The sequence below is a fragment of the Clostridium sp. UBA1652 genome (assembly GCF_002320975.1).
Taxonomy (GTDB): domain Bacteria; phylum Bacillota; class Clostridia; order Clostridiales; family Clostridiaceae; genus Clostridium_T; species Clostridium_T intestinale.
On record NZ_DCLI01000056.1, the window covers coordinates 96,401 to 113,326 of the forward strand.

The following is a 16,926-nucleotide window of genomic DNA, read 5'->3' on the forward strand; positions in this document are numbered from 1 at the left end:
TGTTTTAAATAAAATCTCAAAAAAGGGTAGGGTATGATTTCATGCTCTACTCTTTTAATTCTACAATATTAAGTTTATTTAATTATATTCATTTATTAGCTTCAAAATATTCTCACCAAGAATTTTGTCCTTTATCTCAGCTGATAGACTTACGAATTCTACAAGTTGTTTACTTAACAAAGGTTCTCCGTAAGGAGCATCTGAACTAAATAGGCACTTATCAGGAAGTTCCTGTATCGCCATGCGGACAGCAAGGGGTGAAAATGTAGCTGACAAATCTAAATAAACGTTATCGACAGTTCTGGCAAACTCGATTACGTCCATCCAATGATATCCCCCCATATGACCAAAGATAACAGAAATATTGGGGTACTTTTTTGTAATTTCCATAAGAAGTTTAATTCCATTTAGAGAAACAGGATTGAATGTATGAATCCATATAGGTAATTCAGGAAAATTTTCTAGTGCTTGAAAAACAGTTTCTAATTGCCTAATCTGCTCATCTGAACCAGGGGTAAATTCACCTACTCCTTTTAAACCGTTAGAAACAATATGGGTATTAATCCAATCACTCGTTTCTTCTAAAGATAATTCAAGGGGAACAGAGCCAAACCCATAGAATTTTTCTGGATATTTTTTAATAACTTCTGTCAACTCCTTAATATTATTTTCCATTCGTTTCAAGTTATCTTCTTTGCTATTTGACCCTTCTAATATCTTATATAAAGCTCCCATTTCTTCTTTTAACCCTTCGAACGTAGAAGCTTTCTCTGGGTGTGGAGCTGTACAAAATAAAATTGCTTTGTCGATATCTGCATTTTCTAATTTTTCTATTTGTATTTCAGTAGGCAACATTAAATGCTCATGGCTATCAATAATCATATAAATCTTCCTTTCTATTCATTATTATCATTGCTATAATAAAAAGGTAACATGGTTTTATAACAAGAACAAGTACGCACAAATTTAATATAAAGTACCTTTTTTGATACGTACCTTATTTAGAAAGGAGTTGTAAATATGGCTAAATCAATTACATCAGATATCACCTGTCCTATGTCATTAGGAATTAATGTATTAAGTGGAAAATGGAAATTGCAGATTTTGTGGAATATATACAACAAAAAAATAATGCGTTTTAATGAATTGCAACGTGCATTAGGAAACATCACAACTAAAACTCTAACAGAGCAATTGAGAGAACTTGAAGAACAATATATTATCAAAAGGATTGTATATCCAGAAATTCCGCCAAAGGTTGAGTATTCTTTTACTGAAATAGGAAAAACACTAGAACCTGTTTTTAAATCCTTATGTGATTGGGGTACACAATATTTATATAAAGTAAATATTGAAGAAAAGGAGTAAAAATTAAGTTAAATCATTCTATTTATTCTTAAAATAACATTGAAAGCTTTTGTAAATCAAATCTCGAAAAAGAGCAGAGGTCTTTCATTAATGTAAAAAAATATTCTTTAGTAATAGGTAGGTGTTTGATAGGATACTTATTATTCCTAAGCCACATAAAAAACCTGTTATAAGTCTTCTATAATTAGTGGATTCTTTAATCTTTTTATGTTGAAGGAACCAATCAATAAACATGATTGCTAGAAATGATAAGCATATTAAAGTTGGAAGGGGCGAGAAAAAGAATAAGAAAAGAATTCCTAAGATGTAACCTAAAAGTAAACCTGTACATCTTGCGCATAAAGGGAATTGATATTTATTAATAAAAAAACTTCTATCTGCCTTTTGATGACAAGTATTAGAGAAAAACTTCATAAAAAAGAGCCAGATTTTATCTTTCACTACCCATTAAACCTCGTTCCGCAATTATTGCATATACATGTTGTTTTATCTTTTTCGCCATCAGCACAACACAACCCACATAATAAACCTATAGGTCCCATACAAATATATCCTATAACACCACTTGGGATATCAAAGTCTTCATTTTTCTTTTCTATAATTATTTTAACAAATGAACTTCCACATGAAGGGCAGGTTATATTTTCTTTTGAATTTATTTCATCCATTTATTTTCCTCCCTAAACTTTTTTATTTATACCTTTATTTTACACTAATATTAATATTAGGTTCAAGTTTTATAATTAATAATAATTATTGACTAAATCGAAGAAATATGGTTTAATTATATTGTTACTAAAAGTAAGTAACATGAAAAAGTATATTATATAAAATCTTTTGAATTCTCACAAACTTTAATTATAAAATAAGTTAATATTAAGGAGGTAATTATGAAAAATAAAATTATTAAAATAAATAAATTAGGTACACAATGGCAAACTAAAGATCCATTTTTATTTTGTGCATATCATAATGACGCTTTTCCAAAGGGAAATGATGAGATGGGACCAGATGCTTCTTTAGCTGGAAGAGATATTGGAAGTGATTTTCAAGGGAAAGATGGATGGAGCATGTATCATGGTGATGTGATTCCAGGATTTCCACAACATCCGCATAGAGGTTTTGAGACAGTAACAATAGTAAAGGAAGGAATAGTAGATCATGCTGATTCTGCTGGAGCTACAGGACGATATGGAGCAGGAGATGTACAGTGGTTAACAGCTGGTAAAGGCTGTAACCATACTGAGATGTTCCCTTTAGTTAATAGAGATAAGGATAATCCATTGGAATTGTTTCAGATATGGTTAAACTTACCTAAAAGAGATAAGTTTGTTGATCCTCATTACAAGATGTTATGGAGGGAAGATGTTCCTGTTATAGAGAGTAAAGATACTAATGGAAAAATAAGCACTGTTAAGCTTGTAGCAGGTTCTTATAAAGATACTAGAAGCTTAGATCCATCTCCTAATTCTTGGGCTGGTGATGAAAAAAATAATGTTAGAATAGCAGTTATTAAAATGGAACCAGAAGCAGTTTTTGTTTTAGAAGAGGTTTCGTCTACATTGAATAGAGCAGTTTATTTCTATTCTGGAGATAGCATAACAATTGATGGAACAACTATAAAAGTAAAAAGCGGAGTAGAGCTTGCTGGAGATGAGGTAATAGAAATAAAAAATGGAGATAAAGAAAGCTATTTGCTACTTTTAGAAGGGGAACCTATTGGAGAACCTGTAGTAAGTTATGGACCATTTGTTATGAATTCTCAAGAAGACATTGTAGAGGCTTTTTCAGATTATAGAACTACTGGTTTTGGAGGCTGGCCTTGGGGAAGAGATGACTTTGTACATCCAAGAGAGCAGGGAAGATTTGCAAAATATCCAGATGGTTCAGTTGAGTATAAAGATAAATAAGATAAAGCTCATAATAGAAAAACTAAATTCTATTATGAGCTTATATTTTAAATTCTAAAGTCTTTTTTTCTATAAATTATATAGGTAAGGGTAATACATATAATACTTATTATTAATCCAAGTAGTATGTTAGTAGTATCAAATCCATTCTTTAGAATTTCAGAGGGTACAGCATAGTTAGAAGGTGAAAAGTATTTTAAAAACTCTAAGGAATCAATCATTTGAGAGAAAATTCCTAAAAGATAAGTTATAAAAAATGTACCAATAGATATTGGTGTAGCTAATCTTAGATGAGGTATTAAGACTGAAATACTAAATCCTATGGACATAAACACCATTCCTACTAAAAAAAGTCCTAAATAAAGTTTTTTCATATCCATTACTACATTAATAACCTCTAAGTCAGCAGGCTTAACTACTAAAGCAATTATTATTGAACCAATTGCTATAAGTATAATAAATATATAAAATAAAGCTATAGATGATAGAATTTTTGAGGTCACTATCTTAGTTCTACTAATAGGTTTAGCATATAAAAATTCTATAGTACCTTCACTTTCTTCCTCAATCAGTGATTTAGCTCCTAAAATACCTGCATATATAGCTCCTGCCATTGCAATATATTGAAAAACGTAAGCAAAGTATTCATTTAATTTAGAGAAATCAGGAGCATCTTTTAAATTAAAGGCATCTAAAATAACCTCAGGAAGAGCATCCATTTTTGTATTTACTAATTCTTTCATACCGCTATCTTTCATAGAAGGGAACATTGACATAAATAAAATAATCATTAGAATACAAACTATGCTCCATATAATCAGGGATTTAAATCCTCTTTTTACTTCAACTTTAAAAACATTCATTTATTTGTCCTCCTTATAATAATAGCTCATAAAGGTTTCAGATAAATTCTTTTCCTCAATAGTTAAATCTTCAATTTTATATTTACTTAAAAGGCTTAAAAGAGGGTTTATAGCACCAGAATAATAAAAGTTTAAAACTTCGTTATTTTTTTCTAGGTTTTCTATTCCTAAAGATATTAACTCTTCTTCAATGACTTCGCTAGTTTTAATAGTTATTTTCTTTATCTTTTTCCTAGAATACTCCCTAATATCTTTAATATCTATAATCTTTCCTTCTTTTATAATGGCCACTTTATCACAAAACTCTTCAACTTCGCTTAAATTATGGCTTGAGAAAAATATTGTTGATCCTTCATTTTTTAATTTGGTGAGAGTTTCAAATAGTTTTTGTTGAATTAATGGATCAAGTCCATTAGTTGGTTCATCAAGAATTAAAAGTTTTGGTTTATTTAAAATAGCTTGTATAATTGCAACTTTCTTTTTATTTCCTAAAGATAGTTCAGATATATTTTTATCAAGTTCTATACTAAAGTCCTTGCACATTTGTTGTACATATTCCTTATCGATATTATTATGAAAAGATTCACCATAGGAAATAATATCCTTAACCTTCATATTTCCATAATATCTAACCTCACTAGGTACATATCCTATATTTTCTTTTATTTTCACAGAATCTTTTACACAATCAAGATCAAAAATCTTAGCTTCTCCGTGTGTTGGAAAAATAAAGTTTAGAAGAACTTTGATAGTGGTAGATTTGCCAGCTCCATTTGGACCTATAAAACCAAATATTTCTTTTTCATTAACAGTTAGGTTTATATCTTCTATTCCTCTGTTTTTACCGTAGCTTTTAGTTAGATTTTTAATATCTATTATTTTCATTAATCTATCCTCCCTTTACGTTCTTTATATTCCTTAAGTCTGTTGTTAAGTCTTTCACCTGTAATTTTGTAATAAAAAAATAAAGAAGATGAGATGCTTAAATACAATAATGAATAACTGATTGTAAATATTCCAAATGATTGTATGTTCATAGCTTGAATCCAATTAAAAAGATAAGAAAAAATAAATAATACCATATAACAAAGAGTAAAATGAATTATTACTTTCTTTTGTGAAGATAGAGATTTAAAGATATATTCTCCATAAACTAAAAAATGTATCAAGGTTAATAATAAGGTCATAGCTACAAACTTCCATAGTAGGCTTATTTCAATAGTTTTTTCTCCTAAAATTAAGCTTACAATAGAATAAAGTAAAGTAGTTGCAGTAAATATTAACCCCCATGCAAACTTAAATTGTACTATCAGTTTAAATTGTTTCTCCATATAAAACCCTCCTTTAGAAGCCTAATATTTCTTTAATAACTGATACATATTGCCTTGAAATTAATAATTTCTCATCATTATCTAAAGTAGCTTCAAGTTTACCATTAAATTTATGAGATAGTTTTTTTATTCTAGAAATATTTAATATGGTTGATTTACTAGATCTAAAAAAATCATATTTACTCATTTTCTTCTCAAGTTCATATAACCTTAAGGAGATTTCATAAACCTTATCTTCTGTATACATAAAAGTTTTTTTATCTACACTTTCAAAATAAAGTATTTTAATAGGATCAACAACATAGGATTCTCCATTTAAAAAACCTATGATTTTTTCATCAGAAAGTTTTATTAATTCTATTATTCTTTTAACCTCATCATTTACTGACTTGCACTTAATTATTAACTCCGTATCTTCATTATCAGGAGACTCTTCAATAAGTATTTTCATTTTGCACCTCCTATAAATTTACTATATAATTTAATAACTCATTAGTAAATACTCATAAAACTAAGTTGCACTTTTTTGCTACTAAGATACGTAAAAGTATTAGAAATTTGAATAATGAGTTGATTATAGTAACGTATGTTACTGAAATTTTTGTTAAATGAGATATTATATAAAGTAAAGATAATAATGGAGGAATTTTCATGGGAAGATATGAAGAGCAAAGAAATTTTTTAAAGTCTAATTTTAGTAAATTTAAGAAGATAAAAACTGATAAAATGAAAGGAATATCTCAGCCACCTATTGTAAAACCTTATACTTCATTTTCTAACATAATTGATCTACCAAAGGTAAGTGAAAATACTATTAAAAACGAAAATATCTATAAATGTATAAAAGAAAGAAGAAGCACAAGATTTTATAGTAATGAATCAATAACTCTTGAGGAATTATCCTATTTATTATGGGCAACTCAAGGAATTACTGATACTAATAAATCAGGAATTACTTTAAGAACAGTACCTGCAAGTGGGGCAACACATTCATTTGAAACATATTTATTTATAATGAGAGTTAAAGGAATACAAAATGGAGTATATAGATATCTTCCAGATCAGCATAAACTTTTATTTATGTTTGAGTTAAATAATATAGAAGAGAAGGTTGATGAAATAACATTAGAGCAGCCCTTTGTTCCTAACTTCGCTAAAAAAGCTGCTGCTCTCTTTGCGTGGAGCACTATCCCATATCGTTCTGAATGGAAGTTTGACATTACAGCGCATAAAAAAATTCTAATAGATATTGGACATGTATGCCAAAATCTTTATTTAGCTAGTGAATCTATTAATGCAGGAGCATGCGCTATAGGTATATATGATCAAAAAATGATGGATCAACTTTTAGAATTAGATGGAGACGAAGAGTTTGTAATATATCTTGCTGCTGTTGGAAAAAAGATTTAATCATCCTTTAGCATCTCATGGCATTTATTGCAAGGAAAATCATTTTTAATGCAGACATCTACATTACAGCTAGAAGTTTTATTTATATATCCAACACCCCATTCCATGATTTGAGACATTACTGGAATGAAACTTATTCCTATTTCAGTTAAAGAATACTCAACCCTTGGAGGTACTTCACCATAAACTTTTCTATTTATAAGACCATCATGCTCAAGCTCTCTTAATTGTTGAGTAAGAACACCACGTGAAATTTGAGGCAAAAGTTTTTGTAGTTCACCAAATCTTCTAATCTTATTATGAAGAACCCATAAAATTGAAAGTTTCCATTTACCCATAAGGATATTTTGGGTTACAGTAACAGGGCAAACGTGTGAATAATCATCCATATAAATAACTTCCTTTCTCAATAGTCAGTTTGACATGACTATGTAATATCGATGTGCGTACTTGTAATATTTTTTAAAGCACCTTAACATTATACTTATAAAAAATATTAAAATCAACGAGGTAGAAAAATGGAAGAAGTATTAGGAATTTTGAAGGAAAATGTAAATGGATATCTTGGAACTGTAGATGATGGAAAACCTAGGGTTAGAACTTTTGGTTTTATGCTTGAAGATGAGGGTAAGTTGTATTTTTGTACAAATAGCTTAAAAGATGTTTATAGACAATTAAAAAATCACCCATATATTGAGTATTCAGTTACAACAAGAGATATGGTAGTTTTAAGAATAAGTGGAGAAATTAAGTTTTGTGAAGATATAAATATAAAAGAAAAAGTTATAAATGTACATGAGCCTGTAAAGAAGGGCTATAAATCAGCAGATAATCCTATTTTTAAGGTATTTTATCTTGAGCATGGAAGTGCTTTGATTTCAGATTTTTCAGGAAAAGAACCTAGAAAGATAGAGTTTTAGCATATAGATATTGTTACATGGAAGTTTTATGGAATATAATGTATAATTAAATAAACCTCTCTTTATTGTGCACAAAAAGAGAGGTAATTAAAAGGAATATATTGTATTTTATTGTTAGGAGGTAACAGTATGGAATGGATTGAACGATTAAATAGTGCCATTAATTATATGGAAGAGCATATGAGAGATAGGATTGATTATGAGGAAGTTTCCAAAATAGCATGTTGCTCTACATATCATTTTCAAAGGATGTTTGCTTATATGGCCAACATACCACTATCAGAATATATAAGACGTAGAAGAATGTCTTTAGCTGCTGTAGATTTACAAAATGGTGATGAAAAGGTTATAGATGTAGCAGTTAAATATGGATATGATTCTCCTACAGCCTTTAACAGGGCATTTAAAAACGTTCATGGAATAGCCCCATCTCAAGCTAAATCTGAAGGGGTTTTATTAAAAGCTTTTCCACCTGTTAGCTTTATGATAACAATAAAAGGAGATACAAGTATGGATTATAGGATTGAGAAAAGAGAAGCTTTTAGAATAATAGGAGTTTCAGAACCTTTAGAAAAAGAAATAGAAAAGAATTTTGAAACTGTACCTAAGATGTGGGGAAAACTATCAATAGATGGAACTATACCAAAACTTGCAGCTATGATGGACGGGGCTCCAATGGGACTATTAGGAGTAAGTTGCTGTAATGAAAAAGAAGATTGGAAATACTTTATAGCAGTTACAAGTGAAAAGGAAATTGATAACTCATTTGAGGAATATGTTGTTCCTGCTTCAACTTGGGCTATTTTTTCTGGAGAAGGAACTAATAAGTCTATTCAGGAATTAGAGAAAAGAATTGTAACAGAATGGCTACCAACCTCAGGATATGAATATGCAGATGCACCAGATATAGAGGTATATATTTCTCCAGATCCTAATAATGCTAAGTATGAAGTTTGGATTCCTGTAGAAAAGAAGGTGGTTTAGCATGGTACATTTAGTATATTGTGATGATAAGGAAAAGGTACTTGAGAAAATCTTAGAGGGTTCCAAAACCATGATAATAAGAGCAGCTGCAGGCAGAAAAATACCTCATAGTAGAGTTTTTGAGGGAGAGAAGCTTTACCTTATGAAAAAAGGGACAGGGAAAATAACTGCTGAAGCTATGGTTAAATCTGTTCAAAATTACGTTAAACTTTCAGAAGATGAAATAAATGAGACTTTAGATAAAAATCAACCTAAGCTAAACTTATCTAAAAAGCAGAAAGACCGCTGGCACAAAAAATGTATGTGTTTAGTTGAATTTAGTGGCGTAAAGGAAATAGAACCACTAGAATTTGACCACCAAGGTAATATGGACGATTGGCTTATAATTGAGAAAATAGAAGACGTAGTTGTCGGCTCAAGTATCCCATATAATTATGAAAAATCAAAATTTTAACTGAAAAATATGATATAATAACCATTAATTGAAGCAGATTAGACTTAATAGGAAAGGGAGTAGCTAAATGGATTTCAGCGTTATGTGGACAACTCAAGGAACTATGTTTCTAATGGTTATTATAGGAATAATATTAAGGAAAAAAGGAGTTCTAACGGAAAATTCAAAAGGGGTTTTAACAGAACTTGTTTTAAACTTGATTTTACCATGTAGTATTATTACTTCTTTTAATATTGATTTTAATATGGGTATACTTAAGATTTTTGGAACTATAATGGTGATTGGCATAATAGCTCAAGTTTTATGCTATTTAATCTGTAGATTCGCATTTGGTAGATTTGAAATAAGACAGAGAAAGGTCTTAAAATATGGTACATTAGTATCCAACTCTGCGTTTTTAGGAAATCCCATTGCAGAAAGTACCTTTGGAGCAACTGGTTTAATGTATTCATCAATCTTTTGTATTCCTACAAGAATTGTAATGTGGTCTGCTGGATTAGCACAGTTTACTGATGAAACTGACAAAAAAGCTGCATTTAAAAAGGTAGTTTTTCATCCTTGTATGATAGCAGTGTATATAGGGATAGCCCTTATGATTACTGGCCTAAGACCACCAGCTTTTGTTCATAATACTATAGTCTCCATAGGAAGATGCACCACACCTTTAACAATGCTTTTAATAGGCTCTATGATAGCAGAAGTTAAAGATTTAAAGACAATGATAAATAAGGATATTTTATATTTTACAGTTATACGTATTATAGTAATACCAGGACTTGTTTATCTAGGATGTAGACTAGCAGGAGTTGATCCTATAATTACGGGAGTATCAGTACTTTTATCTGGAATGCCCGCTGGAAGTACTACAGCAATTATGGCAGCTAAATATGATGGAGATTATATATTTGCTACAAAATTAGTAGTATTTTCAACAATTATGACCTTGATATCAATACCTATTTGGTGTCTCATATTAGCTTGAAAGTAGATAAGCCTCATAGATTATTNNAATAATCTATGAGGCTTATCTTTATAGTTTAAAAAACACTATCCAGTATAACTAGGATTAGCATTTCTATAGGAAATAGATCTTGTTATTTTTAAAGGTTTATCTTCTCCTGGAAAATGCACAGGATTAATCTTAGTTTTGTTGTAAATATCCACAACATCCTTAGCATCTTGTATCACTTCTTTAGCCTTAATAAGTCCATACATTCTAGGCGGCATAATATATATGGGGATATCTGGATTATAGTCCTTTATAAGATTGTTAACGCTCATTATTAAATGAGGACAACATACTATAACATCGAACTCAGCGGTCTTATCCTTAGCCAATAAAAATGGGGAATATTCAATACTATATTCATTATCCATATTATTTTCTATTATCTCTTTTTTAAGCCTGTTTACCAAAGCACTTGAAGAGAAGCCACCACCACAGCACAAAAGAATTTTTAACATTTTAAACCCTCCATTTTTAGTAAAAATAGTATATAAGTAAATAATACCAATGTAAACGAAATAACTCAATAATTATATGGACAACTTAATTATTTAAAATATTTGTTTATTATAGAATTTTTTCATGATAAAATTATTTGAGTATATTCAAATGGAGGTAAGGTCATGAATCCAAGACAAGAAAAGTTTTATGAGTTTATTTTAGAAAGAGTACAGGAAGATAAGGTAGAGAATGCAAAGGCACTTCTAAGTGATAGCTTTAAGAAACAAGAAGAAGGAACTTTCACCCAAGAAGAAGTAGTAGTATTTATCCCTAAAATGATTTCTTTACTGAAACCTGAAAAAGTAGAGGAAGTTAAAAATATAATGAAACAATTCTCTCAAAATATTCATAAATAATTAGAAGTTTTAAAACCCCATAGTTAATATATGGGGTTTTTCGACGAAAGTGAAGGTCAAAAAAATGAATTACAAGATTAATGGAGATTTATATAAGTTTATTAATAATATAAGGGAAAATGATATAATTAGAACTAGCTTCAATCTATTAGCACAAAACACCTTTAAACTTAATTTTGAGGCTTGGCATAAAAATGGTTACTGGGGAGAGGACTATATACCGTATTGTCTTTTAAAAGATGATAAAGTAGTAGCCAATGTTTCAGTAAATATAATCAAAACAAGATTGAATGAGGGAAAAAGAATATATATACAATTAGGAACTGTTATGACTGATAAAGAATTTAGAAATAAAGGTTTAAGCAGCTTCTTAATTAAAAAAGTATTAGAAGAGTGGAGAGATAAATGCCATGCTATATACTTATTTGCTAATGATGGAGTATTAGATTATTATCCTAAGTTTGGTTTTGAAAAAGCTGAAGAATATCAATATTCCAAAAACATTAATAAGAAAAGTGGACTAGTTAGAAAACTTAATATGGATATAGAGGTCGACAAACAGCTTCTGTTAAATCTATATAAAAATTCAAATCCTTTTTCCGCATTACCTATGGAGGAAAATGAGGGACTACTTATGTTCTATTGCTCTCAATTTATGAAAGAAAAGATTTATTATATAAAAGAGCATGAAGCTATTGTGGTAGCTGAATATGATGATGAAAATTTAATATGTTACGATATTTTCTGTAAAGGCAACTGTTCTCTAGATGAGATTTTATCTATTGTATCTGAGGAAAACACTAAAACAGCAATCTTAGGATTTACCCCAAAAGAAGTTAAAGATTTTAAGATAAATAAACTTCATGAGGAAGATACAACCTTATTTATATTGAAAGGAAAAGAAAACTTATTTTCATCAAATAAGATTATGTTCCCAGTGTTATCTCATGCTTGATAAAAATATCTTTTACAAGGATTTGAACTTAGGTTTAAATCCTTGTATTTATTATGTCTGTAGTAGGTAGAGTATTACCACTTATAAAACAACTTATTTTACAAAAACTAAAAATTAAATAAAAGTGTTATAGAGGTGGTTTTATGAAAAAAGTATTAAGATTCATTATGATTATTCTTATCTTTTTAACTTTAAATGTCATAAAGACAGAGGGTACAGATAGTAAAAGCATAATGGCTAATCTAAGTGAAAAGAGGAATAGAGATTATACTGCTATAACTCACCAGCAAAGCAAAGGTCAAATTTATTTTTTTAAGCAAGCGTTAGATGAATTAGGAGCAACATCTCCAGAGCAAGTTATTGATATCTGGGCAAAGGGCGAAAGTACAAGAAATGGGGTTTACCATTATGCAGTTGCTTGTAAGGAATTAAAAAAGGAATTAATTGAAAAATTAGGTGAGCCAGAAGAAGGCTATTGGATAATTGGGGGTTCAAGCCCATGGCTTAATAAATATGAATTAATATCTTATAAGAAAATAAATGAAGATATGTATGAGGCTAAAATAAAATTTTATTGGCAAACTTCTTTTTCACCAATCGAAACCACTGAAAATACGCTTATAATTGGCAAAAATAAAGACACTTGCTGTGTAAAAGAAGTAAAGTAAATATATCAGTTAGATTATAATAGTTTTGGTATAAAAATAGGCAAAACAAAGTTTTATCCCAAACTATAAAGAGAGATTTAGACTAATAAATCATTGAAAGGACTTCATTTATAGGACTTTTTTATGTATAATAAGTTTTATATGGTTTAACTTGGGATGAAACTTAAGAAATGCCCCTAAATACATACTTTAGCCGAAGAATGTATTTTTGAAAATGGCTATTTTACAGTAGATTAACCTCAACATGAGATGTATTGAAATATAAGTCAATTACTTCTTGTTCTGATAATAATATTTGATTAACCTCAACATGAGATGTATTGAAATTGTTTATACTGATACTTTGCTTTTTAAAACTATTTAGATTAACCTCAACATGAGATGTATTGAAATTCTATGTATGTATCTACAAAAGCAAAGACTGAATTGATTAACCTCAACATGAGATGTATTGAAATCAATATTATCATATAACCTTGTAATTTACATAAAGGGATTAACCTCAACATGAGATGTATTGAAATACAAGGGTTAAATATCCTTATTGTTGGACAAGGAGGATTAACCTCAACATGAGATGTATTGAAATTTCTTTATTCCTATAGTAATTCTATTTTTGTATTCGATTAACCTCAACATGAGATGTATTGAAATTTAAAAGTAATAGATGTCTTTTCTTGATTTTTACACGATTAACCTCAACATGAGATGTATTGAAATTTGTGGGGATTAGAAAAGAGTCCCGAAGAAGGGCAAGATTAACCTCAACATGAGATGTATTGAAATGATTTTTAGCTAAAAACAATTTTAACTTAGATGTAAGATTAACCTCAACATGAGATGTATTGAAATCATATTCTTTTTGGTATTCTGCTTACTACTGGCATGATTAACCTCAACATGAGATGTATTGAAATTCGATTGCGGGCGTATGAGACGCGTTTTCTCCGTGGGATTAACCTCAACATGAGATGTATTGAAATCAACCACAACCCTAAACATTAGATCCGTTTGTAGGGATTAACCTCAACATGAGATGTATTGAAATATGGTTGTTGTAACTGTAGACGCGTTAGGCGCTTCGATTAACCTCAACATGAGATGTATTGAAATTGGAGAGCTTCGAGTTAACCGAAGAGGTACAAGCAGATTAACCTCAACATGAGATGTATTGAAATTTCTTAATCGTCTCTCTTAGTTGGTTGTTGTCGCTTGATTAACCTCAACATGAGATGTATTGAAATGGTGATGCATATTTAGTATAACTTACACCGTCTGGATTAACCTCAACATGAGATGTATTGAAATTGGTGGAAGTTCAAAGGAAGCGATAAGTAGATTAAGGATTAACCTCAACATGAGATGTATTGAAATCTTCCTACTCTTAATATAAGCTTTTGCTATTAATATGATTAACCTCAACATGAGATGTATTGAAATCGAACTCCAGCAAGCGCAAAAGGGACGACGATATACGATTAACCTCAACATGAGATGTATTGAAATCAGTGTACTTAGATTTAATGTACCGTGGGACATGCTGATTAACCTCAACATGAGATGTATTGAAATAAGGCTAATTTATCGCTTGGATTTTTTATTAGCCTGATTAACCTCAACATGAGATGTATTGAAATGTTATATTATTGTTTATTAGTATTTTAACAGCATTAGATTAACCTCAACATGAGATGTATTGAAATCGAAATCGATTATTTCATTAGCTTTTTCTTCACTCGATTAACCTCAACATGAGATGTATTGAAATTTTTCAATTTCTTTAATTATTTTTTCTCCCTTTTCCGATTAACCTCAACATGAGATGTATTGAAATATGGTTTAGATTGTGACGTTAATAAGTTTTTTGAAGGATTAACCTCAACATGAGATGTATTGAAATATTAGGCAATCAATCATATCATGCTTGTCTATAGCCGATTAACCTCAACATGAGATGTATTGAAATTGTTTAACTTATCAGCTAACCATTGTTGATTTCTTGATTAACCTCAACATGAGATGTATTGAAATTAGAGCAAAACATCTTTTATTAAATCCCCATTTTCGATTAACCTCAACATGAGATGTATTGAAATTTTAAATTATTATTGGCAATCTAGTATGCCTTTCGGATTAACCTCAACATGAGATGTATTGAAATATATTTGAGGAATCCTAAGTCAGTTAAACTTTTAGCGATTAACCTCAACATGAGATGTATTGAAATATACGCCTTACTTGTCCACTTATATAAATATTAGAGATTAACCTCAACATGAGATGTATTGAAATTAACACTACGATTGAAATATAAACATACTCTAATAAGATTAACCTCAACATGAGATGTATTGAAATTAAAGAATCTTTTCCTTAAGCTCCAAAGGACAAGGATTAACCTCAACATGAGATGTATTGAAATATAGTATCAACCAATTCTTTTAAATCTTCACTCTTTGATTAACCTCAACATGAGATGTATTGAAATTAAACAAGAAAAAGCCTCAAAACTGAGACTATTTCTGATTAACCTCAACATGAGATGTATTGAAATCATAGATTAGGTCAAGTTATTGCTGTAATAGTTGGTGATTAACCTCAACATGAGATGTATTGAAATGCTTTATCTATAAATACTTTTCCACCATTTAAAGTGATTAACCTCAACATGAGATGTATTGAAATATATAAACAGAATATAACATTATTTGGCTTTGGTAAGATTAACCTCAACATGAGATGTATTGAAATATGCTAAGAAACAAACATGGGAGTTCTTTGTCCAAGATTAACCTCAACATGAGATGTATTGAAATTCACAAACACCCCTAAGTTGTTGAATTGAAGTATCGATTAACCTCAACATGAGATGTATTGAAATGAATAAACAAAATAACTAAAAATAGCAATAGAGAAGATTAACCTCAACATGAGATGTATTGAAATTGGTGTCCAAGGTACGGGATTAGCTGCAAGTGTGCTGATTAACCTCAACATGAGATGTATTGAAATAGCAGAAAAGCTCATACGTGAAGCTAAAAAGCAGCAGATTAACCTCAACATGAGATGTATTGAAATAAACATAGCAAATAGTGAGTTCTATGAGCACTTTGGATTAACCTCAACATGAGATGTATTGAAATAGAGGATTAGTAAAGCCTAAACCACAGGTAAGAGATATTAACCTTAACATTGGCTGTATTGAAATGTCTTATTATAATTATTATAAGAATCTTGCCTATAAAATTAACCTTAACATTAGATGTATTGAAATAGAAAACCTTTATTGATAAATATCCCTTTTATATAAATCAATAAATCTTTTATATAATAAAGGATAATGAAATTTAAATTACTTAGGTCTTTTAATATTTACTCTAAATATATAGGTAGAGATACAGGTATACTTGTAGTACTTGTATTTCTTTTTTCTATTCTCTATTTTTTGTAAATATCATAAATAGCAGATTAAAATTAAATAATACTATACAGATCAATATTAAATTACCCAGTTCAACTATATCTGATCTCGATGGAGATGGGGGAATATCAGAATATATTAACATACGCCAAAAAAATGTATAAAGTAAAAATAATTCTAATATAAAATTTCCTATTAGTATTATTGCAAGTCTCAAAGTTTTATTTAAATTTATTCTTTCCATAAAAAAGCCACCTTTTTAAATTACATCATGCTAATAATAATTTATTAGGTAGATAGACTAAATTTCAATTATAATTTAGTCTATCTAATCTTTTTATAAAGGGTTATTCTTTTCTCTCAGTAAAGCTCGAAAATAAGCTTCTCTTATAGCATTATCAACTATAGTATTCATGTGTATATCTATATTTTGATTCATTCCAATAAGTTTGTTTAACATTCCTACTGTAGATTTTCTTAATTGATAAGTTCTCCTAACATCATACCCTTCTCCATCAACTTCGGGAGTTTTACGTTTCCCCTTTCTTTTTATTAAGGCTTTTTTTTCTTCTGATTTATTTATTAAACTTTTATCATCAACAGTATTAGAAACTTTATTTTCATATGATGAACTTATAAGAACTTTAATAACTTCACCATCAATCTCTTCATCTTCTTTAAGACCAATATACTCAATAGTTTCTTCATTTTCTTCTTTTGTAATATCCACTATTTCTTTTTCTGATAGACTTTCCTTTTTAACCATATTCATCACCTCT

The 16,926-nt window shown here is 29.5% G+C and carries 21 protein-coding genes and 1 CRISPR repeat array; of the genes, 10 read left to right on the forward strand and 11 right to left on the reverse strand.

Annotation, left to right across the window (positions count from 1 at the left end):
- Nucleotides 1–78 precede the first annotated feature (78 nt).
- Nucleotides 79–882 carry an amidohydrolase family protein gene (locus B3N22_RS11355; protein ID WP_286907174.1) on the reverse strand — a complete coding sequence of 268 codons (804 nt, stop codon included), beginning with the start codon at nt 880–882 and terminating at the stop codon, nt 79–81.
- Between the two features lie 138 nt (nt 883–1,020).
- Here B3N22_RS11355 and B3N22_RS11360 point away from each other — a divergent pair, with 138 nt between their 5' ends.
- Nucleotides 1,021–1,368 carry a winged helix-turn-helix transcriptional regulator gene (locus tag B3N22_RS11360; RefSeq protein ID WP_286907176.1) on the forward strand — a complete coding sequence of 116 codons (348 nt, stop codon included), beginning with the start codon at nt 1,021–1,023 and terminating at the stop codon, nt 1,366–1,368.
- Between the two features lie 87 nt (nt 1,369–1,455).
- Here B3N22_RS11360 and B3N22_RS11365 read toward each other — a convergent pair whose 3' ends face one another.
- Both B3N22_RS11365 and B3N22_RS11370 read right to left on the reverse strand, forming a co-directional pair.
- Entirely contained in the window at nt 1,456–1,782 is a 327-nt protein-coding gene (locus B3N22_RS11365; protein WP_286907377.1) for a DUF2085 domain-containing protein, read from the reverse strand.
- A gap of 26 nt (nt 1,783–1,808) precedes the next feature.
- Complete coding sequence (locus B3N22_RS11370; RefSeq protein WP_073016591.1) at nt 1,809–2,036, reverse strand: hypothetical protein; 228 nt, start codon at nt 2,034–2,036, stop codon at nt 1,809–1,811.
- A gap of 222 nt (nt 2,037–2,258) precedes the next feature.
- Here B3N22_RS11370 and B3N22_RS11375 point away from each other — a divergent pair, with 222 nt between their 5' ends.
- Nucleotides 2,259–3,278 (forward strand): pirin family protein, encoded by a 1,020-nt coding sequence (locus B3N22_RS11375; RefSeq protein WP_286907178.1) that lies wholly within the window; start codon nt 2,259–2,261, stop codon nt 3,276–3,278.
- A gap of 47 nt (nt 3,279–3,325) precedes the next feature.
- Here the strand turns inward: B3N22_RS11375 and B3N22_RS11380 are convergent, their stop codons facing one another.
- The 4 genes from B3N22_RS11380 to B3N22_RS11395 are packed head-to-tail and all read right to left on the reverse strand — an operon-like array spanning nt 3,326 to nt 5,923.
- Nucleotides 3,326–4,141, reverse strand: coding sequence for an ABC transporter permease subunit (locus B3N22_RS11380; protein ID WP_286907180.1), 816 nt, complete (start codon nt 4,139–4,141; stop codon nt 3,326–3,328).
- On the reverse strand, nt 4,142–5,026 hold the full coding sequence (locus B3N22_RS11385) for an ABC transporter ATP-binding protein (protein ID WP_286907182.1): 885 nt from the start codon (nt 5,024–5,026) through the stop codon (nt 4,142–4,144).
- Nucleotides 5,026–5,472: a DUF3021 family protein gene (locus B3N22_RS11390; RefSeq protein ID WP_286907184.1), complete on the reverse strand. Its 447-nt coding sequence runs from the start codon at nt 5,470–5,472 to the stop codon at nt 5,026–5,028. Before B3N22_RS11390 ends, B3N22_RS11385 begins: the two co-directional genes overlap by 1 nt.
- Nucleotides 5,473–5,485: 13 nt before the next feature.
- On the reverse strand, nt 5,486–5,923 hold the full coding sequence (locus tag B3N22_RS11395) for a LytTR family DNA-binding domain-containing protein (protein ID WP_286907186.1): 438 nt from the start codon (nt 5,921–5,923) through the stop codon (nt 5,486–5,488).
- A gap of 200 nt (nt 5,924–6,123) precedes the next feature.
- Between B3N22_RS11395 and B3N22_RS11400 the strand changes: the two genes are divergently transcribed.
- Nucleotides 6,124–6,882: a SagB/ThcOx family dehydrogenase gene (locus B3N22_RS11400; RefSeq protein ID WP_286907188.1), complete on the forward strand. Its 759-nt coding sequence runs from the start codon at nt 6,124–6,126 to the stop codon at nt 6,880–6,882.
- Here B3N22_RS11400 and B3N22_RS11405 read toward each other — a convergent pair.
- Complete coding sequence (locus B3N22_RS11405; RefSeq protein WP_286907189.1) at nt 6,879–7,271, reverse strand: winged helix-turn-helix transcriptional regulator; 393 nt, start codon at nt 7,269–7,271, stop codon at nt 6,879–6,881. The two genes, B3N22_RS11400 and B3N22_RS11405, sit on opposite strands and share 4 nt — an antisense overlap.
- Nucleotides 7,272–7,400: 129 nt before the next feature.
- Between B3N22_RS11405 and B3N22_RS11410 the strand changes: the two genes are divergently transcribed.
- The 4 genes from B3N22_RS11410 to B3N22_RS11425 all read left to right on the forward strand — a co-directional run bounded on the left by B3N22_RS11410 (nt 7,401) and on the right by B3N22_RS11425 (nt 10,222).
- Nucleotides 7,401–7,802, forward strand: a complete 402-nt coding sequence (locus tag B3N22_RS11410) for a pyridoxamine 5'-phosphate oxidase family protein (RefSeq protein WP_286907191.1) — start codon at nt 7,401–7,403, stop codon at nt 7,800–7,802.
- Nucleotides 7,803–7,931: 129 nt separating this feature from the next.
- The gene (locus B3N22_RS11415) at nt 7,932–8,786 is read left to right on the forward strand and encodes an AraC family transcriptional regulator (protein ID WP_286907193.1); all 855 of its coding nucleotides are present in this window, start codon (nt 7,932–7,934) and stop codon (nt 8,784–8,786) included.
- 1 nt (nt 8,787) lies between these two features.
- Nucleotides 8,788–9,240 carry a hypothetical protein gene (locus B3N22_RS11420; protein ID WP_286907195.1) on the forward strand — a complete coding sequence of 151 codons (453 nt, stop codon included), beginning with the start codon at nt 8,788–8,790 and terminating at the stop codon, nt 9,238–9,240.
- 67 nt (nt 9,241–9,307) lie between these two features.
- Nucleotides 9,308–10,222, forward strand: a complete 915-nt coding sequence (locus tag B3N22_RS11425) for an AEC family transporter (protein ID WP_286907197.1) — start codon at nt 9,308–9,310, stop codon at nt 10,220–10,222.
- A 65-nt stretch (nt 10,223–10,287) separates the two neighbouring features.
- On the opposite strand, the gene B3N22_RS11430 is transcribed toward B3N22_RS11425, so the two are convergent.
- Nucleotides 10,288–10,704: a PTS sugar transporter subunit IIB gene (locus tag B3N22_RS11430; RefSeq protein ID WP_286907199.1), complete on the reverse strand. Its 417-nt coding sequence runs from the start codon at nt 10,702–10,704 to the stop codon at nt 10,288–10,290.
- 165 nt (nt 10,705–10,869) lie between these two features.
- On the opposite strand from B3N22_RS11430, the gene B3N22_RS11435 reads away from it, so the two are divergent.
- The 3 genes from B3N22_RS11435 (at nt 10,870) to B3N22_RS11445 (ending at nt 12,726) form a co-directional block, all read left to right on the forward strand.
- Nucleotides 10,870–11,103, forward strand: coding sequence for a hypothetical protein (locus B3N22_RS11435; protein ID WP_286907201.1), 234 nt, complete (start codon nt 10,870–10,872; stop codon nt 11,101–11,103).
- Between the two features lie 64 nt (nt 11,104–11,167).
- On the forward strand, nt 11,168–12,058 hold the full coding sequence (locus tag B3N22_RS11440; protein ID WP_286907203.1) for a GNAT family N-acetyltransferase: 891 nt from the start codon (nt 11,168–11,170) through the stop codon (nt 12,056–12,058).
- 143 nt (nt 12,059–12,201) lie between these two features.
- Nucleotides 12,202–12,726, forward strand: a complete 525-nt coding sequence (locus B3N22_RS11445; RefSeq protein WP_286907204.1) for a hypothetical protein — start codon at nt 12,202–12,204, stop codon at nt 12,724–12,726.
- A 231-nt stretch (nt 12,727–12,957) separates the two neighbouring features.
- Nucleotides 12,958–16,000: a CRISPR direct-repeat array (repeat unit 30 nt; unit sequence GATTAACCTCAACATGAGATGTATTGAAAT).
- Nucleotides 16,001–16,157: 157 nt separating this feature from the next.
- Here B3N22_RS11445 and B3N22_RS11450 read toward each other — a convergent pair.
- Together B3N22_RS11450 and B3N22_RS11455 are read right to left on the reverse strand one after the other, a co-directional pair.
- Nucleotides 16,158–16,391, reverse strand: coding sequence for a hypothetical protein (locus B3N22_RS11450; protein ID WP_286907205.1), 234 nt, complete (start codon nt 16,389–16,391; stop codon nt 16,158–16,160).
- Nucleotides 16,392–16,484: 93 nt separating this feature from the next.
- Nucleotides 16,485–16,913 (reverse strand): hypothetical protein, encoded by a 429-nt coding sequence (locus tag B3N22_RS11455; RefSeq protein WP_286907206.1) that lies wholly within the window; start codon nt 16,911–16,913, stop codon nt 16,485–16,487.
- Between the last annotated feature and the right edge of the window lie 13 nt (nt 16,914–16,926).